Genomic DNA, 18910 nt, shown 5'->3' with positions numbered 1-18910 from the left:
AGCCGTGTGCCATGAAAGTGGCAAGCACGGTTCCGAATGGGAGGGAGAAGATGGTAACATATTCTCTCGACCCTACCAGTTTCTTGTTGGTGTTTTCTCATCCTGCCTGCTTGCCCAACCTGTACGTCATGCCAAACGGTCAAAAATGGTCGCATCCACAACGGTAAACAACGGTTTAAATGCCATAAATGTGGGCGACAGTTCGCCCTTGCATCCGCAGAAAAAAGTAATTGATTCAGCTTGCGCGTGAAGTGATTGATAGATTGTTGCTAAAACGGATTTCCCTAGCTGGAATTGCTCGTGCTACACAGGTGTCTGAGCAGTGGTTGCTTTCGCTACGTCAATCAGAAATATGCCCTGGTGTCTGGCAAAGTTCAGGTGGCACAAAAAAAAAGGGGAGACTAACGATGCAATGTGACGAGCTGTTGTCGTTCGTGGACAACTTGGCCAATAAACAATGGGTGTGGCTCGCCCTTGATGCAGACAAAGAGTGAAATTGTGGGTGTCTACATTGGCGCACGTAACTCAGTCGCTGCTGGTGGGTTGTGGAATTCCTTACCCCCACTCTATCGCCAATGCGCCGTTCGTTGCCTACACCGATTTTTGGGCAGCTTACGCCGCCGTGCTACCGGGAGCTAACGACATCGCGCAGTCGGCAAGGAAACGGGCTCTCACCACTTACATTGAACGATTCAACAACACCCTTAGACCACGGGTGTCTCGGTTAGTGCAAAAAACCTTATCCTTTTCTAAGTCCTTGGAAAATCACATTGGTGCCATTTGGTATTTCATCAATCACTACAACACATCATTACTTGTTTAGCACTACCTAAAAAACAATGATTAAAATCTTACACCTTTCAGACATTCACATGGGCAGCGGCTTTTCCCACGGCCGGATTAATCCAGAAACTGGTTTAAATACGCGGCTGGAAGACTTCGCGGCGACGCTGAGCAAATGTATGGACAGAGCAATTTCTGAACCCGTAGATTTAGTCATATTCGGGGGCGATGCTTTCCCGGATTCGACGCCTGCGCCGTTTGTAAAAGAGGCTTTTGCTCGCCAATTCAACCGCTTGGTGGAGGCGCAAATTCCGACTGTTTTGCTAGTAGGAAATCACGACCAACATTCTCAGGGGCAAGGCGGCGCGAGTTTGGGTATTTACCGGACTTTGGGAATACCTAAGTTTATTGTAGGCGATCGTCTGGACACTCACCTGATTCAAACCCGCAGCGGGCCCGTACAGGTGGTAACTTTGCCTTGGTTGACTCGATCAACCTTAATGACACGTTCCGAGACTGAAAGCCTGTCTATGGGCGATGTTAACCAATTATTAACCGAAAAACTGACGATCGCAATGGAAGGCGAAATCCGCCGCCTCAATCCCGACATACCAACCGTACTTTTAGCGCACTTAATGGCAGATAAAGCCAGTCTGGGCGCCGAACGTTTTTTAGCAGTTGGTAAAGGTTTTAACATTCCTGTTTCCATGCTAACTCGCCCTTGTTTTGATTATGTTGCTCTCGGCCACGTACACAAACATCAAAATCTCAATGCTTCCAACAATCCGCCCGTCATTTATCCGGGAAGTATCGAACGAGTTGATTTTAGCGAAGAGAAAGAAGATAAAGGTTTTGTGTTAGTTAATTTGGAACGGGGAAAAGCTGAGTGGGAATTTTGCACTTTGCCAGTGCGGGTGTTTCAGACTATTAAAGTAAATGTTTCCGAATCTGAAAACCCGCAAGCCGAGTTAGTTAAAGCTATTGGCAAGAAGGAAATTAAAGACGCAGTAGTTAGATTAATTTACCAATTGCGATCGGAACAATTAGATTTAATCGACAACGGAGAATTGCACACACTTCTGGGCGAAGCGCACAGCTACACAATCCAGCCGGAATTAGTCAGTCAGCTAGCGAGGCCGCGGTTGCCAGAATTGAATGCTAATAATAGTATAGAACCCTTAGAAGCTTTGAAAACTTATCTGGCAAGTCGCGACGATTTGAAAGATGTTGCGGAGAGTATGTTAGAGGCGGCACAGGGTTTATTGGGCGGCGCGGAGGAAGTTTTGGTTGAATTTTAGTCAAGAATCGCCCATCTAATTACAAAATGATTTTGCTGCCCAATATTGTAGGGTGGGCATCCTGCCCGCCCTAAATATACTATTTAACTCCCAAAAATCTCACCCACCGCCAACCGAGTTCCATTCGCAAAATCCACCCCAGACTGCACCTTTTTCCCCGCCAACTGAACCTCCCGCAACAATAATAAACCATCACCCGTTTGCACGATCGCCCCCAACCCCTTCACAACCTTAACAACTTCCCCATTCGCACCCGACAACTGGGCTAAAACAGGCCATTCGCGTTCCAAAACTCTCAAATCCGCTGGCATTTGCAGCCAATATTCCGGCCCGACGGGCACAGTAGCTATCACCTTCAGAGAATTGCCACGAAAAGTCGTCGTGCAATCCGGGAAAAAGCCCCTAACTTGATTGTGAAGGGCGATCGCACTTTTCGACCAATCCAGCACATAATCCGCACTCTTAATCATCGGTGCGTAAGTCGCCTCAGCATCATTTTGAACAACAGCTTCAATTTTGTTGTCCCTCAATTTCACCAAAGTTTCCACCAACAAATCCGCCCCAACTTCTGCCAACCTATCCGCCAAAGAATCAGCATTATCCAAGAGCGAAATACCAGCAAAAGCCTTCAATAGCATCGCCCCAGTATCCATCCCAGCATCCATCAGCATAGTAGTAATTCCTGTTGTCTTTTCCCCGTCAAAAAGACAGCGCTGAATCGGTGCTGCACCGCGATACTTCGGCAAAATTGAACCGTGAACGTTAACGCAAGCCAAACTAGGAATATCCAGAATTTCTTGAGAAAGAATTTGGCCGTAAGCCACCACCACAAAAACATCCGCCTCCGCTTCCCGCAATTTGGCAATTGTTTCCGCATCCTTCTTAATTCGGCGCGGCTGCCAAACCGGGAGACTATGATTTAAAGCCACATCTTTTACAGGTGAAGGCATCAATTGATTCCCTCTTCCCCGGCGTTTGTCCGGCTGAGTCACCACACCCACCACCTCAAATTCTGGGTGACTCAGCAAACTGGATAAAGTAGGAACAGCAAAATCGGGAGTGCCAAAAAAGACAATTTTCATAGATTGTTCGTTATTAGTAAGTAGTCGTCAGTCATTACTCATTAGTCATCAAGTAGGTAATGGCAAAAAACCCTAGTATATTATAGAGACTATTCAGCGCGTAGCAGCTATGATACAAGCTAGTTTATGAGTGTTTTCACCATCCGACTCATGTAATGTTTATTTGTCAGCTCAAATAATGGTAGTTTGCTCCTAGATTATACACTTCGATAAGAGTTCCGAGTTGTGCGATCGACCCAAAAAATCTCGCTTGATACTCAGGTGCAGCCCGACTCGAACTCTCAAAAGCAATGGGTTTAATAGACGCCACAACATTTGCATCCATTCTTCCCAAGTTAACTATAACTGTTCAACACTAAGAATTATCATCTAATCTACCTTGGTCACTGCTAATCTCAATCCTATCATATCTCCTCGAACATGGAAAAACAGTCAAATCTTCTGCTTAAACTCAGCCGCAGCTTATTTGCCGACACCGCCGAACAAGAAAAGTTTATTCCTGCCCTCACCAATTCCCAAGCCTTTAATGCTGCTATCTGGTGGGTGCAACCAAAACCACCAAAAAACCCATTTGATATTATCGAAATTCCCGTTTTTGGGCAAGCGCACTTTGTAGATAGACTAGCCTTAGAATACCAACCGGGAAAACATTCCTTACATCAAGCTGGACATTATTACTGTCTCGACTTTTTCTCAATCTTCGCCGCCTCCACATTGTTAACAATATCCAAGTCAATCCAACTAATTTTAGATATGTGCGCTGCCCCCGGAGGAAAAAGTATATTTGCCTGGAAAACCTTAAAGCTAGAATTGCTGTTGTGCAGCGAAGTTATAAGCAAACGCATGGGAATGCGGAGTTCTAATTTAAGACGCTGCCAAATTAACTCATCCGCCGCCACCAAGGTCGATTCAAAAATACTTGCCTAAAAGATGCCACAAACGGCTAATTTAGTAATAGTAGATGCTCCTTGTACTGGTCAATCACTCTTAGCAAAAGGAGACAAAGCACCCGGCTGCTTTCATCATGTCACCATCAATAGCAATGCCAACCGCCAAAAAAGAATTTTCGCCAATTCTGCTAAAATTGTAGCGCCCCAAGGTTATCTTGTATACATGACCTGCACTTATTCAACCGCAGAAAATGAACAAGTCAGCGAATGGCTGTTAAGCTAATTCCCCGAATTAGGGCCAGTCACTGTTCCTCTTTTAGAAAAATATCGATCGCACCTGACAGAAATTCCTTGCTATCGGATGTGGCCGCAAGATAGACTAGGAGCAGGAGCTTTCACCGTTTTGTTTCAAAACACCTCGGATGGAGAGAGAAATCAGCTACCAGCAGATTTTCTAGATTTAGCTCGTTTTACCAACATCTAACTATCCGCGTCCATCCCCGTTCATCTGCGGTTAAAAAAATCTTCTTCCCTGAATCTAACTAAAAAATGATATTATCCAAATTATCCGAAGCAATTAAAAGACCACTCAAACTAGCGATCGGCATTTTAATTACCTTAAATCTGCTAATATTAAGCGGCTGTCAAAACAGCACAACCCCAGCCTCAAAAAACGGCGAACCGATCGAACTCACACTGTGGCACGGCATCAATCCTCCACCAAATCGCGACGTATTTCAAACCCTCACAAACCAATTCAATAAAACGCATCCCAACATCCATATCAAACCAGTTTACATCGGTCAGCCCGACCAACAACTGCCAAAAATACTAACAGCAATAGTTGGAAACGCACCGCCGGATTTGCTGTGGAATGCTGCCACAATTTCAGGAAAACTAGCAGAACTCAACGCAATTGAACCCTTAGAAAACTGGCTAGACAAATCGCCCCGGAAAGCCGAAATCTACCCGGCACTCTTCGAGTCAATGGAACTCGGCGGACACACTTGGTCAGTTCCCCTAGCGACAAACAACGTCGCCATCTTTTACCGTCCCAGCTTATTTGCAGCAGCAGGAATCAAAGAAGTGCCGAAGAATTGGGCGCAATTAAAGCAAGTAGCCCGATCGCTCACGCAAGACACCAACGGAGACGGCCGCACAGACCAACACGGCATAGTGCTCCCCCTAGGCAAGGGAGAATGGACAGTATTTACCTGGCTGCCATTCATGTTCAGCGCAGGCGGCGAACTCAAAGGCGAAATACCTCAAAGTCCTGTACCCCAAATAGATAATCCCGGTTCTCACGCCGCCTTAGAATTGTGGAGCGACTTGTTAAAAGAAGGTTCAGCAATATTGTCAGCACCCGAACGCGGTTACGAACTCGACAACTTCATCGCCGGCAAAGTCGCCATGCAAATCACCGGGCCGTGGACGCTAGCACAGTTGCAGCAAAGCGCGATCGACTACGGAGCAATGCCTTTACCCATCCTCAAACGCCCTGCCGCCGTCGTAGGGGGTGAAAACCTATTTTTAATGAAAACCTCGCCAGAACGAGAGCGAGCAGCCCTAGTATTCTTAGAATACGTTATAGGTGAAGAATTCCAAACAGCATGGGCATTAGGAACAGGTTATTTACCCATTAACTTAAAATCGAGACAGAGCCAAGCTTATCAAAGCTTTGTGGAAAAAAACCCTGTTTTGCGAGTATTTTTAGAACAAATGAACTCAGCCAGAGCGCGACCCATTATATCAGGTTACTCCCGCCTATCAGAAAACCTCGGTCGCGCCATAGAGGCAACCCTTCTGGGCCGCAACCCCCAAGACGCCCTTAAAGAATCTCAAGAGCGTTTGACACTCACCTTAGATATTGCGACAGCCAAAGAGAAATAGACCATAAAAAATATTTTTCTTAGCTGTAAATTATCTGCTTTCACTGTATTCGATCGAAAGGCTTGAAGCCTCGATTGGTTAAAAATCTAGTGAAAATCACTACCGTCTGCACTTCTAATCAGAAACCGTGTTTCTTGCCCCAAACTTACCTAAAAACCGAGATTTTACGTCGCTGTTATTGGTATTTTAGGTATTTTAGGTATTATTGAGTATGGTGCCAGATGTTAGGGTGAATTGAGTTACGATCGCCAGACACAAAAAGACACCCGCTGTCGCTCGGTAATAAATTTTTAACAAAAACCAAAAATTTACAAACCAATTGCTTAGCCATTAGAGATATATTTACAAAAAAGCGATTCTCCCGAAATTCATGGGTAGATTTGATGGAACAAAAAAACCGCTCCCTCAACGGCACCACAAAAAGTTAGCTCAAAAGCTTTTCCCAGTACCTACCACCCCTGACCTACCATCACCTAATAGAAACATTTTCTCTACCCTGTGCCTGTCCCGTGCCACCTACTGAGACCCCAACAACCGTCCACCTTTTCCCCAAACGACCATGCAGACAAAGTTCCTTAATGCAATCAAAGGACATTCCTGGCGGTACTTCCTCGCAGTAGGCGCGATCGCCCTGGTCTACTATTGGGCGTCCCAATTCGCCATTTCCACCCTCACCCTCAGTTCAGAAATTTACCCGATGTGGCCAGCCGCAGGAATTGCCCAAGTCGCCCTGCTGCTGTTTGGGCGACAACTGTGGCCTGGAATCGCGATCGGAGGCTTCCTGTTCAGCATGAGCGTACCGTCGGCGAATATCGGCACGGCATTGATCTCGGCAGGCGCCAGGACCCTGCAAGCGTGGACGGGAACTTATCTACTCGAGGGCATTAACTTTAGCGCCAGGCTCGATCGGCTCAAAGACGTTTTAGGAATAGTCGGACTAGCAGCCTTGGGCTCTACCCTGATCAACTCCACCATCGGCAGCATCGTCGTATGCCTGACCGGTTTATCTAGCTGGAGCAATTTTGGCACGATTTGGGGGACTTGGTGGGTGGGAGACGCTATGGGAATTGTGCTCGTTGCCCCACTGCTACTGACGTGGCAACAATTGCCCAAAGTCCCCACCCATCGTAAACAGATAGCTGAACGAGCGATTTGGCTGCTGCTGCTACTAGCACTCGGCTGGCTCGTCTTCTGCTCCCGCACCCGCGCCGCCTACGCCCGCTATCCCCTCGAATACTTACCATTTCCGCTCGTAGTTTGGGCTGCCTTTCGATTCGGTCAGCGCTACACGGCCCTCTCCAACCTCATCCTCTGCGGCTTCGCCATCTGGGGTATCGCCCGAGGCAGCGGCCCCTTCCTCAAACACGCCAGCAGTATCCCCCAAGCACTGTTATCCCTGCAAGCCTTCATCGCCGTCATCGCCGTCACCGGCTTAGTCTTAGCTGCCACCGTCGCCGAACGTCACCAAGCAGAAGCCTCCCTGCGCGCCAGCGAAGCCAGCCTCGCTAACGCCCAACGCATCGCCCAGCTAGGCAACTGGGACTTAGACCGCAACGCCCAGCAATTGCGGTGGTCAGAGGAAATTTACCGCATTCTGGGAGAGCAACCGGGAACTTTTGAACCCAGCCTGGAAGCCTTCTTGGAATACGTACACCCTGAAGACAGAGAATTAGTCAAAACCTCGATCGAAGCCGCTTTATTTCAGCAACAGCCTTACAGCATCGACTACAGGCTCATACTCCCCGACGGTAGCAACCGCACAGTCTACGAACAAGCCGCCGTCACCTCCCTCTACATCACCAGCACCGTCCAAGACATCACAGAGAGAAAGCAAGCCGAAGCCGCCCTGCGTTCTTCAGAAGAAAGATTTTCCAAGGCCTTTCACGCCTCCCCAGTCGGGATCAGCATCTGCACCCTCACAGATGGATGCTTCCTCGATGCCAACGAAAGCTTTTTGCGCTCATTAGGCTGGCTGCGGCACGAATTTATCGGCCGCACTCCCAGCGACTTAGGAATGTTGGTCAATTCAGAAGACGGGGGGCGGCTCGCCCAGATTTTGCAATCACAAAATTCGCTCAGCAACCAAGAAATCAAAATTCGCACCAAAGTCGGCGAAGTGCGCGACTGGCTGCTGTCAGTGGAACTCATCCACCTCGGCAGCACTCAGTGCGTTTTAATCATGACCACCGACATCACCGAACGCTTGCGTTCCGAAGAATTCCGCCGGGCCGCATTAGCCGCCGAAGCTGCAAATAGATCCAAAAGCATTTTTCTCGCCAACATGAGTCACGAACTCAGAACCCCCCTCAACGCCATCATCGGCTACAGCGAGCTCCTGCAAGAAGACGCGCGAGACCTTGGTGCCGAAGAGTTCATCGACGACCTCCAGAGAATTAACAAGGCTGGCCAGCACCTACTCACACTGATTAGAGATATTCTCGACTTGACCAAAATTGAAGCAGGCCACATCGACTTCCACCTTGAAACCTTCACCATTTCAACTCTGGTTGAGGAAGTAGTTGCCACGATCGCCCCGATGGCACAAAAAAATAGCAATATCCTAGAAATACAATGCCCCGAGGATATTGGATCGATGCACACCGACAAAACTAAACTCCGGCAGTCTGTGCTCAATCTCCTCAGCAATGCCGCGAAATTTACTTGCTCCGGCGCAATTACCTTCGCCATTACCCGATCCGTCGAAACCCCCGCCGACGCTGCAAACAAAGGCAAAAAACTGGGAGCGTATAGAGGAGGTGGCCAAGCTGAAAATAGCTTGTCTCTGTTATCTTCCGCTCAAGATTGGATCATTTTTACGGTCAAAGATACCGGTATTGGCATGAGTCCCGAACAGTTAGCCAGAATCTTTGAGCCTTTCACCCAAGCAGATTCCTCAACTACTAAGAAGTACGGTGGCACTGGTTTGGGGCTGACGATTACTAAGAAATTCTGCGAAATGATGGGAGGAGACATTACTGCATTAAGCGAGTTGGATAAAGGTTCTACTTTTACCATTCGGCTGCCAGCTATTTTCACAGACCTTTCGATCTCAACCAAAAAGTCTGACGACTAATATTTTTTTGACTGTTATTTTTTTCGATGCCTGCAACTTTTGTTTACCTCTGCAATTGGCTGATTATTTCGCTAGCAGATCTGCAGAATTTGCACATAATTCCTCACATTATCAACTTAGTTTTTTAGAAGTTTTTTTAAAATATAGTAACTTTATGTTATTCGTAAAAATTTTACCCACCCCAACCCTCGCCGCATCCTTCTGAGGGGATAATAAATTCCCAAATAATTTAGAATTGCTATAGAGGTAGAAGATTAGGGCGGGTTAGATCACCATAATTAATTTATGAGTAAATAGGAAAAGTGCTGAAATCGTTTCCGCTGGCATGGGAATAATAAATTTTCCTGTCCAGTACCCGCGCCCGCGATCTTTTTTTAGTGGCAACCTCGTTTTTGAGGCTAAGTTCACTTGATTAATATTCCGAACAGTTTTTCTATAGCCCAAGAACTGATTCTCCCTTGACATTGATTGACTGTGGATAATTCAATCAATGTCATCTCCACCCTAATCTTGAATTTAATTCGACTTTTTTAGGAGCCTTGCCCCGCGTAAGCTTGTAGTATCGTTACCCCAAGTTTCCTGAGTATTGACTTGATAAGATGACATTATTATTTTTGAGCGTGCTGCCGACATTCAGAGGATTGGTTGGTTGACCAACCTTAAAAGTTCGGAGAATTTATAATTAGCGCAGTTTGAAAGATTTGGGAGAGGAGACATGAGCCCTCGGCTTCTCAATAAAACCTGTGATAGACTTTGATCCCGTACTTGTCCCCTAACGGTATACCTACGTATATATACTATTAATTAAAAAGATATACTGTAGAAAGTTGCTTACAAAGCGCCAGAAAATATGCACCCCCACCTCCAGCGCCAACTCGAACAGCTCGGTTTAGTCGGCGAGTCTCCCCCTCCCACTGCTGAGCAGTGGCAGCTTTTATTAGAGCAGGTAAGTTGTAGCTATGAGCGAGTTCAGAGTCAGCAAGAACTTCAGCAGGAAGATTGTTTTAACTTGGAGACGGTGGCATTAAAGGATTTAACTGACTCGCCCCAGTCCCCTCAAGACTCTCCAGCAGCTTCAGAATTCGATCGACTGCAGGCGAGTGTCAACAGTTTGGGGGCGGGATTGTGTATCCTTGACGCGAAGGGCTGTGTAATCTCGGTGAATGCAGAGACAGAACGCTTGCTGGGGTGGCGAGAATCGGAACTTGCAGGCGTTTCTCTGCTAGAGCGCATCGGGAAGCAAAATAAAGGCAATAAATCCCAAGTTTTGACTGCTCCGAAACAGTCGCCCAGCAAGAGTGAAGATGGGACGATCGCACCTACACTAGATTTACAAGAGGCGATCGCTTCCAGTCAACCTTCCAGCAATTGGGACGACGAGTTTTTGTGTCGCGACGGCAAGATTTTACCCGTTTCCTATTTTTTCCATCCCGCAGTTGAGGGCAGCGAAATATCAGTATTGGTGTTTTTTGACATTTTTGAGATTAGAGAACACAAGCAATCGCTCTCCATACTGCAAGCAGTTCTAAAATCTACAGATGCAGGAATTCTGGCGGTTGACAGAAACGGCAATATATGTAATTATAATCAGAAATTTCTAGAGATGTGGGGGTTGTCCGCCAGCCAAGGAAAGTTGAGCCCATCGACCTTGGGTACACTCAAAAACACGCTCAAAACAGGATTCCCCTTCGACAGGGAACAATTAAAATACCCGCAAAGATTTCTCGAAAACGTGATCAAAGTGTCGGTAGATTCAGATACTCAAATCAGCGAATTATTAGAATTTAAAGACGGAAAAATTCTTGAATTAAATTCGTTGCCATCAAAAATCGGAGCGAAAACAGTCGGTAGAGTCTGGAGCTTTCGAGACGTTACCGAACTCAAAAAACTAGAACAATCTTTGCAGTATGGCATAGAATTCGCTCAGTTGATTGCCCGTTTGTCAACCAATTTCATCAGCCAGCCCTTATCAGAAATAGACAAAGGCATCACTCAAACCCTGGAAGCTATAGCCACCTTGAGCGGGTTTGACCGCAGTTACATCTACCTGTTATCAGAAGACAAAACCCGCGCCGACAAAACCTACGAGTGGTGTGGCGAAAGCTTTCCGGCAGTCAAAGACAGCACTGACAAACAAATAGACATCGCACAAATCCCTTGGATCGCAGAAAAACTCGATCGCGCCGAATACCTCTATATTCCAGAAATCGGTGAACTCCCGCCCCCAGCCAAAGCCGAAATAGCCTATTTTATCGGTCAAAATTCAACCGAATTCCAGACAGACTCCCCATCCCAAACAGTCAATCAAACAGCAACCGCCTTAATACCTTCGATTGGCGCTGCCCTAAATAATTTAGAATTAAAAAAACAGATAAAAAATATTCAATCGCTGATAATTATTCCCCTAATTTATAGTAAAAACCTAGTAGGATTTCTCGGATTCGATGGCTTAAAGCAAACAGGAAGTCTAGCAACCGAAATATCCACACAGCTAAAAATGGTAGGAGAAATGCTCGCCAATGTCCTAGAGCGCAAGCGAGCAGAAGCAGCCTTGAGACAATCCGAAACAAAATACCGCAGCATCTTTGAAAACGCAGTCGAAGGCATATTCCAGACAACGCCGACCGGGCACTACCTCAGTGGCAATAGCGCACTAGCTAGAATTTACGGCTACGAATCCTGTACCCAAATGCTCGCCGAACTCACCGATATCAACCGTCAATTTTACGTTAACCCCAATCGGCGCGCCGAGTTTATGGCCCAATTGCGCGCGCGCCACCAAGTGTCAAAATTTGAATCCCAAATATACCGCCGAGACGGTAGCACGATTTGGATTTCCGAAAACGCGCGCAGCATCTGCGACGAAAACGGCAGCGTTTTGTACTACGAAGGCACAGTCCAAGACATCACCGATCGCAAACAGGCAGAATCCGCTATGCAGTTGGCCCTAGAAGCAGCAGAATCCGCCAACCGGGCAAAAAGCACATTTCTCGCCAACATGAGCCACGAACTTCGCACACCCCTCAACGCCATCATCGGGTACAGCGAAATGCTTCAAGAAGAAGCCGAAGAATTGGGCAGTTGCGAATCCGTTCCCGACCTCGAAAAAATCTGCAGCGCCGGCAAACACCTGCTGTCCCTGATTGACGACATCCTAGATATTTCTAAAATTGAAGCAGGTCGAATGGATCTCTACTTAGAAACCTTCGACATCCATACCTTAATTGAAAGTGCTGTTGCCACGGCCAGACCGCTGGTCGAGAAAAACGGTAATACCCTAGAAGTGTACTGTCCAGACAACCTCGATACCATGCACGCGGACATGACAAAAGTGCGGCAAGTGCTGCTTAACTTGCTCAGCAACGCTGCCAAGTTCACAAAAAACGGGAGAATTGCGATCGGAGTGGAAAGAATTAAAAATGAACAATTAAAAATGAAAAATCAAGAGGAATCTTCCCAAATTTTAATTTCCAACTCCGAATTTTTAAGTTTCCGCGTCGCCGACACCGGTATCGGCATGACACAAGAGCAATTGCAGCGAGTTTTCCAACCTTTCACCCAAGCTGATTCCTCGACTACCCGCGAGTACGGTGGCACCGGTTTGGGACTAGCAATCAGCCAGCGCTTCTGTCAGATGATGGGTGGCAGTATTGAGGTCAGCAGCACCTTGGGCGCAGGCACCACTTTCACCGTGCTCTTGCCCACAGCCATCAAACAGCCGGAAATCCCCAACAAAGTCCACGACAGCACTAGCCCTCCGGACGCCCCCGCTGTCGGCACGGTGCTGGTAGTGGACGACGACCCGATCTCGCGCGATTTAATCCAGCGCGCCCTCAGTCGCCAAGGACTGCACATAGAAGTCGCCGGCAGTGGCGAGCAAGCTCTCCGGCTCGCTAAGCAACTACGGCCAGACGCCATTACCCTGGACGTGATTATGCCCGGAATGGACGGCTGGGCGGTACTCTCAGCGCTGAAGGCCGATCCTGACCTTGCCGAAATTCCCGTAATCCTGCTATCCTTTGTGGGCAACAAAAGCCTCGGCTTTGCATTGGGTGCCTCGGACTACCTCACCAAACCAGTGGACGGCAAACGGCTGGCTGCCTTGTTGAACAAGTACCGACGCGACCAAGACGGCGTTGCAAGTAACAATTTGACCTGTCAAATTCTAATTGTGGAGGACGACGCTGCCACGCGGGAAATACTGCGATGCGTACTAGAAACACAAGGCTGGGCAGTAACGGAAGCTGACAGCGGACGCGCTGCTCTCGATCGGCTAAAAGTTGCTCGCCCGCACCTGATATTACTGGATTTGACCCTGCCAGAAATGGATGGTTTTGAGTTGATCGGGGAACTTCGCAAATCCCATTCGGGAGATCCTATACCGATTGTGGTAATCACGGGGAAAGACCTGACACCGGCCGAAAGCCAGCAACTAAACGGCTACGTCGAGCGGGTGCTACAAAAGGGAGTCTACAGTTGCGATACTTTGTTGCGCGATGTTCGCTCTATAGTCAATAACAGATTCGATCGCAGGTACGACTCGAAAGGCAAGGAGAACACCAATGGCTAAAATCCTGTTGGTCGAAGATAACGAAATGAACAGGGATATGCTTTCCAGGCGTCTGGCCCGCAAGGGACACGAGGTCTTTATTGCTGTTGACGGTGCTGAGGGAGTGTCGATGGCGCTCGCGAAAGTACCCGATTTGATTCTGATGGATATGAGTCTGCCGGTTCTCGACGGCTGGCAAGCAACGCAGCAAATTAAGGCGGCTCCTGAAACTAGCAGGATTCCGGTGATTGCGCTGACGGCTCACGCAATGGCGGGCGATCGTGAAAAGTGTCTTGCCGCCGGCTGCAATGACTACGACACTAAACCGGTCGAGTTTCCCCGACTATTGGGTAAAATTGAAACGCTTCTGAAAGAGGCCCTGACATGAAAGGTGACGAGGGCAGCGTGCTGGTTGTTGACGACAATGAGGTAAACCGCGATTTGCTGGCCCGCCGACTTCAGCGTCAAGGCCATGTGGTGACTGTTGCTGAAGATGGTCTCCAAGCTCTGGAAATGTTGCGAACAGAGCCTTTTGATTTGGTGCTCCTAGACATTATGATGCCGCAAATGAACGGCTATCAGGTGCTCGAAAGTCTGAAGGCGGACGAGAATTTGCGCTACATCCCGGTGATTATGATTTCGGCGGTGGACGATATCGACAGTATTGTCCGGTGTATAGAGTTGGGGGCGGAGGATTATCTTTCTAAACCGTTCAATCCGGTATTGCTTAAGGCTCGGATTAGCGCTTGTCTGGAAAAGAAGCGGCTGCGGGATAAGGAACAGGCATATTTACATGAGTTGGCGCAGGAAAAGGAAAAGTCCGAGCGTTTGCTGTTAAATATTTTACCCAAGGCGATCGCGCAGCGCCTCAAACACGGGGAAATTACGATCGCAGACAGTTTCGCTGAGGTAACAGTGATGTTTGCCGATTTGGTCGGTTTTACTAAGCTTTCGTCTCATTTATCGCCGGCTCAGTTGGTGGAGTTGCTCAACGAGATTTTTTCGGCTTTTGACGAGTTGGCCGAGCGCTACGGACTTGAGAAAATTAAGACGATCGGCGATGCTTATATGGTGGTTGGCGGTTTGCCGACGCCCAGCGACGACCACGCCGAGTCGATCGCCGAAATGGCGCTGGAAATTCAAGCAGCAATGACTAAGATACATACCAAGGGAGGTCAGCCGCTCAGCATCCGCATCGGCATCCACACAGGCCCGGTAGAAGCTGGGGTAATCGGTACTAAAAAATTTACTTACGATTTGTGGGGAGATACGGTAAATACAGCTTCCCGGATGGAATCTCAAGGCGTCCCCGGCAGCATTCAGGTGACAGTTGCTACCTACGAGCGCCTGCGGGGTAAGTACGTTTTTGAGGAGCGCGGCGTGATTCCAGTGAAGGGCAAAGGCGATATGATGACTTATCTGCTTATGGGCCGAAACGCTTAATTAATCATTGGGCATTGGGCATTGGCCCGCGCAGGGCATCGGGTAGCGGTAACTAATATCAACAGTCAACAGTCAACAGTCAACAAATGAACGTAAATTCTAACCTTTTAATGTACGCCCAATGGGCGGGAATTCTAACAGTAGCCTTGGCTATTCTAACTGTTATAGCATTTATCTTCAAATGGGGTTTTCGCTTCCGATTGGTAGGAGTGACAAGCTTTATGGGAGTAATTGCTGCGAGTATATTTGGTCTGGGTTTGGGACTGTTTTCCCGCACAGAAATTCCCGGTGCAGTTCGCTATTCTTTAGTTTACGATACTGGCGGCGCTCAAACAGTAGTTACTGTGCCACCTACGATCACCGAATCGGAATTAGAAGCAACGATGCGGCAAGCGGCTGCGGATTTGTACTCTCCAGGGCGCTCTGGGCGGGGCAGAGACTACATGACCATCCGGGTTCGTACAGTTGTACACCCTGAACCTGGGCTGTCGCAGCCGCTGTTTTTGGGCGAGGTGAGGCGATCGCTCGCGACTCGTGATGATGACAAAATGGCGATCGAAATCTTCCCCGAAAAAGTTGCTATTCTGAAAAAATATCAAGCTTAAAAGTAGGGTGCAGCAGCATTCTTAGGACTTACGCATAGGAGTTCAGAAACCGGGTTTTTTACCAAAATTATTCGTTGTAACGCGCAGATTCGGTAAAAAACCCGGTTTCTTTGGTCGTAGTGCGTAAGTGCTGAAAAAATAATTTAAAACTATAAAAATAATATCAAATTATGACTCAAGAGTCAGAAAAATTACTCACAAACCTCTACAATGCTTTTGACCCATTCTATCCTTTACCAGCAGGAGATCCGCAGTATGTTGACTGTCGGGAAGTGCGAGGAGATGGCGATATTATCGAAGATTTGGGCAGAAAGATTAAGCTATCGCAGCGAATGACTTGTCAGTTGTATGCTGGACATCGCGGTGCGGGAAAGTCAACGGAATTGCTGCGACTTCAGGAATATTTGCAAAATCAAGGCTGCTTTGTAGTCTATTTCGCGGCTGACGAGCAAGATATTAATCCCGAAGATACTGAATATACTGATATTTTGCTAGCTTGTACCAGGCATTTGTTAGAAGAGATCAGAAATGCCAACTCTAAACCTTTACGCGATTGGATGCGAGATAGGTGGGAAGATTTGAAAGATTTAGCTCTAACCGAAGTGTCTTTTGAAACATTGAGCTTAGAGTCGCAAATTGCTCAGTTTGCCAAACTGACGGCGAATGTCAGAACCGTACCGAGTCTGCGCCAAAAAATTCGAGATAAAATTAATCCCCACACAACTACGCTGATTGATGCGCTGAATGAGTTTATTGGCGATGCTAAAAAAAACTTGCCCGAGAAATCTTCGCAACTTGCAGTAATTGCCGATAATTTAGACCGAATTGTGCCGTTTTCCCAGGACGGGAAACGCAGCAATCTCGACGAAATCTTTTTAGACCGCACCGAACAACTCAAAGCTTTAGATTGTCATGTAATTTACACCATACCGATTTCTATGGTGTATTCTAACCGCGCTACTGAGTTAATCAATAATTATAACGACCCGCAAGTATTGCCGATGATTATGGTGCAGAATCCAGACGGCAGCACGAACGAAGCGGGACTTGCTAAAATCAAAGAGTTGATTGAAAAGCGGGTAAAACAAGTAAATCCAAATCAATCTTTAGAAACAGGATTGTTTGACAGTCGAGAAACTCTAGAACGCCTGTGTTTGATGAGTGGGGGTCACGTCAGAAATTTGCTGTTGATGATGCAAGAAGCGATAACTCGCACCGAGGATTTGCCAATTACTGCAAAAGCAGCGCAAAGGGCAATTACTCAAGCGCGGGATGTCTACCGCAGAACTCCTGAAGAAGACGAATGGCAAATTTTAGCGAAAGTATCCCAAACTCAGCGCATACTGAACGATGAACAGCACCGCAATTTATTGTTTAGCCGCTGTATTTTGGAATACCGATACTATGATGAAGAAGGAGAAATGCAGCCTTGGTATGATGTTCACCCGTTGATTAAAGGAATTAAGCAATTTAAAGATTGTCTTGCACAACTTCCGCCATGACGCCAGAAATAATTGATTGGGATGCCGATTTACCGCCAGCAGAACCAGAGGAAGAATATCAAACTCTGGTACGCACTCTCAAACGGACAAATGGTTTCCGGTTGTTGTTTGTTGAGTGTTCGCCGGCGGAAGGTGAACGCTTGATTGCGAGAGTTAAAGCGGATGTGGCGCAGAAAAAGATTGAGGTGTTGTTGCTGGATGAGTCGGTTTATAATTTTTATAAAATAATTGAAGATTTCCCAGACCGAGATGCAATTAATATCTTGTTTGTGAAAGGCTTAGAATATTCACTCTATGAATATGAGAAAGAAAAAAAAGATATTGGATGGGAAAGCAAGGATATTTATTCTTATAGTTGGCGGGGTGTGCCGCCTGTTTTAATTAATTTAAACCAGCAGCGGGAAAGGTTTAGAGATGATTTTAAGATTTGTTTGGTGTTTATCTTGCCTCGTTTTGCAGTTAATTATTTGCTCCAGCGGGCCCCGGATTTCTTTGATTGGCGATCGAGTTTATTTAAGTTGTCAATGGATAAAGAACTGCTGCAACTAGAATCAAGGCAGGCTTGTTCCGAAAGAGGGAAGCGAGAAGATTATGTAGCTTTGACTCCCCAAGAAAGAAAACGGGAATTGGTGAGGATTCAATCTTTAATTGATGAGGATGGGCAAACACCCGAACAACAAGCAGAATTGTTTGACGAACAAGGTTTATTGTATGGCTATGCTGAAGAATATGCAAAGGCGATCGCCTCCTACGACAAAGCCTTAGAAATCAAACCAGATGATGAGGCAGCCTGGAACAATCGGGGCATTGCACTGGATGATTTAGGAAGATGGGAAGAAGCGATAGCCTCCTACGAAAAATCCTTAGAAATAAAACCAGATGATCACTATGCCTGGTACAATCGGGGCAATGCACTGGGTACTCTAGGAAGATTGGAAGAAGCGATAGCCTCCTACGACAAAGCCTTAGAATTCAAACCAGATTATCACGAAGCCTGGTACAATCGGGGCAATGCACTGGGTAATTTAGGAAGATGGGAAGAAGCGATAGCCTCCTACGACAAGGCCTTAGAAATAAAACCAGATAAACACGAAGCCTGGAATAATCTGGGCATTGCACTGGGTAATCTAGGAAGATTGGAAGAAGCGATTGCCTTCTACGACAAAGCCTTAGAATTCAAACCAGATTCTCACGAAGCCTGGTTCCATCGGGGCATTGCACTGGGTGATTTAGGAAGATTGGAAGAAGCGATAGCCTCCTACGACAAAGCCTTAGAAATCAAACCAGATAAACACGAAGCCTGGTACAATCGGGGCAATACACTAGGTAACTTAGGAAGATGGGAAGAAGCGATAGCCTCCTACGAGAAAGCCTTAGAAATCAAACCAGATGATGACTATGCCTGGAACAATCGGGGCATTGCACTGCGTAACTTAGGAAGATTGGAAGAAGCGATAGCCTCCTACGACAAAGCCTTAGAATTCAAACCAGATAAACACGAAGCCTGGTACAATCGGGGCAATGCACTGGGTAACTTAGGAAGATTGGAAGAAGCGATAGCCTCCTACGAGAAAGCCTTAGAAATCAAACCAGATGATGACTCTGCCTGGAACGCAGCCTGGAACTATCGGGGCATTACACTGGGTGATTTAGGAAGATGGGAAGAAGCGATAGCCTCCTTCGACAAAGTCTTAGAATTCAAACCAGATGAGGACGCAGCCTGGAACAATCGGGGCTATGCACTGCGTAATTTAGGAAGATGGGAAGAAGCGATCGCCTCCTACGAGAAAGCCTT

Annotated in this window: 15 protein-coding genes; 13 read left to right on the top strand and 2 right to left on the bottom strand. The window is 47.1% G+C overall.

All coding sequences use genetic code 11. The features are described from left to right. The 3 genes from QUB25_RS29835 to sbcD form a co-directional block, all read left to right on the top strand. Positions 1-250: hypothetical protein (locus tag QUB25_RS29835; protein ID WP_445251957.1), on the top strand; the 250-nt coding region annotated here is incomplete at its 5' end. A gap of 252 nt (positions 251-502) precedes the next feature. Beyond that, positions 503-823, top strand: coding sequence for an IS1 family transposase (locus tag QUB25_RS29830; RefSeq protein ID WP_445251956.1), 321 nt, complete (start codon positions 503-505; stop codon positions 821-823). A gap of 16 nt (positions 824-839) precedes the next feature. Beyond that, complete coding sequence (sbcD, locus tag QUB25_RS16835; RefSeq protein ID WP_333184419.1) at positions 840-2081, top strand: exonuclease subunit SbcD; 1242 nt, start codon at positions 840-842, stop codon at positions 2079-2081. Positions 2082-2164: 83 nt separating this feature from the next. Here the strand turns inward: sbcD and fmt are convergent, their stop codons facing one another. After that, a complete protein-coding gene (gene fmt / locus QUB25_RS16830; RefSeq protein WP_333184416.1) occupies positions 2165-3163 on the bottom strand; it encodes a methionyl-tRNA formyltransferase in 999 nt (332 codons plus the stop codon). 166 nt (positions 3164-3329) lie between these two features. Next, positions 3330-3488 carry a hypothetical protein gene (locus QUB25_RS16825; protein ID WP_333184414.1) on the bottom strand — a complete coding sequence of 53 codons (159 nt, stop codon included), beginning with the start codon at positions 3486-3488 and terminating at the stop codon, positions 3330-3332. A gap of 95 nt (positions 3489-3583) precedes the next feature. Here QUB25_RS16825 and QUB25_RS16820 point away from each other — a divergent pair, with 95 nt between their 5' ends. From QUB25_RS16820 to QUB25_RS16775, 10 genes are all read left to right on the top strand, one after another. Next, positions 3584-4090 (top strand): hypothetical protein, encoded by a 507-nt coding sequence (locus QUB25_RS16820; RefSeq protein WP_333184411.1) that lies wholly within the window; start codon positions 3584-3586, stop codon positions 4088-4090. Positions 4091-4093: 3 nt separating this feature from the next. Beyond that, entirely contained in the window at positions 4094-4336 is a 243-nt protein-coding gene (locus QUB25_RS16815) for a hypothetical protein (protein ID WP_333184408.1), read from the top strand. A gap of 266 nt (positions 4337-4602) precedes the next feature. Beyond that, positions 4603-5943 (top strand): ABC transporter substrate-binding protein, encoded by a 1341-nt coding sequence (locus QUB25_RS16810; RefSeq protein ID WP_333184406.1) that lies wholly within the window; start codon positions 4603-4605, stop codon positions 5941-5943. 559 nt (positions 5944-6502) lie between these two features. Then, positions 6503-9016, top strand: a complete 2514-nt coding sequence (locus tag QUB25_RS16805; protein ID WP_333184404.1) for an MASE1 domain-containing protein — start codon at positions 6503-6505, stop codon at positions 9014-9016. An 850-nt stretch (positions 9017-9866) separates the two neighbouring features. Further along, positions 9867-13586, top strand: a complete 3720-nt coding sequence (locus QUB25_RS16800; protein WP_333184403.1) for a response regulator — start codon at positions 9867-9869, stop codon at positions 13584-13586. After that, a complete protein-coding gene (locus tag QUB25_RS16795) occupies positions 13579-13953 on the top strand; it encodes a response regulator (protein ID WP_015177895.1) in 375 nt (124 codons plus the stop codon). Before QUB25_RS16800 ends, QUB25_RS16795 begins: the two co-directional genes overlap by 8 nt. Next, on the top strand, positions 13950-15008 hold the full coding sequence (locus QUB25_RS16790; RefSeq protein WP_333184400.1) for an adenylate/guanylate cyclase domain-containing protein: 1059 nt from the start codon (positions 13950-13952) through the stop codon (positions 15006-15008). The genes QUB25_RS16795 and QUB25_RS16790 overlap by 4 nt, the downstream gene beginning before the upstream one ends. 86 nt (positions 15009-15094) lie before the next feature. Next, entirely contained in the window at positions 15095-15613 is a 519-nt protein-coding gene (locus QUB25_RS16785; RefSeq protein ID WP_333184398.1) for a Ycf51 family protein, read from the top strand. Between the two features lie 170 nt (positions 15614-15783). Beyond that, positions 15784-17115, top strand: coding sequence for an ATP-binding protein (locus QUB25_RS16780; RefSeq protein ID WP_333184396.1), 1332 nt, complete (start codon positions 15784-15786; stop codon positions 17113-17115). Then, positions 17112-18910, top strand: a 1799-nt coding sequence (locus QUB25_RS16775) for a tetratricopeptide repeat protein (RefSeq protein ID WP_333184393.1), incomplete at its 3' end; no start/stop codon positions are given. The genes QUB25_RS16780 and QUB25_RS16775, both read left to right, overlap by 4 nt.

The organism is Microcoleus sp. B3-D7 (genome assembly GCF_036705305.1).
In the GTDB taxonomy this organism is placed as follows: Bacteria; Cyanobacteriota; Cyanobacteriia; order Cyanobacteriales; family Microcoleaceae; genus Microcoleus.
The sequence above is the reverse complement of the archived record's forward strand: the minus strand, read 5'-3'. Positions and strand labels throughout refer to the sequence as shown.

Excerpts from the sequence above, each read along its gene's own strand:
- sbcD (WP_333184419.1), top strand. The coding sequence starts at position 840 with ATGATTAAAATCTTACACCTTTCAGACATTCACATGGGCAGCGGCTTT.
- fmt (WP_333184416.1), bottom strand. The coding sequence starts at position 3,163 with ATGAAAATTGTCTTTTTTGGCACTCCCGATTTTGCTGTTCCTACTTTA.
- QUB25_RS16825 (WP_333184414.1), bottom strand. The coding sequence starts at position 3,488 with ATGGATGCAAATGTTGTGGCGTCTATTAAACCCATTGCTTTTGAGAGT.
- QUB25_RS16820 (WP_333184411.1), top strand. The coding sequence starts at position 3,584 with ATGGAAAAACAGTCAAATCTTCTGCTTAAACTCAGCCGCAGCTTATTT.
- QUB25_RS16815 (WP_333184408.1), top strand. The coding sequence starts at position 4,094 with ATGCCACAAACGGCTAATTTAGTAATAGTAGATGCTCCTTGTACTGGT.
- QUB25_RS16810 (WP_333184406.1), top strand. The coding sequence starts at position 4,603 with ATGATATTATCCAAATTATCCGAAGCAATTAAAAGACCACTCAAACTA.
- QUB25_RS16805 (WP_333184404.1), top strand. The coding sequence starts at position 6,503 with ATGCAGACAAAGTTCCTTAATGCAATCAAAGGACATTCCTGGCGGTAC.
- QUB25_RS16800 (WP_333184403.1), top strand. The coding sequence starts at position 9,867 with ATGCACCCCCACCTCCAGCGCCAACTCGAACAGCTCGGTTTAGTCGGC.
- QUB25_RS16795 (WP_015177895.1), top strand. The coding sequence starts at position 13,579 with ATGGCTAAAATCCTGTTGGTCGAAGATAACGAAATGAACAGGGATATG.
- QUB25_RS16790 (WP_333184400.1), top strand. The coding sequence starts at position 13,950 with ATGAAAGGTGACGAGGGCAGCGTGCTGGTTGTTGACGACAATGAGGTA.
- QUB25_RS16785 (WP_333184398.1), top strand. The coding sequence starts at position 15,095 with ATGAACGTAAATTCTAACCTTTTAATGTACGCCCAATGGGCGGGAATT.
- QUB25_RS16780 (WP_333184396.1), top strand. The coding sequence starts at position 15,784 with ATGACTCAAGAGTCAGAAAAATTACTCACAAACCTCTACAATGCTTTT.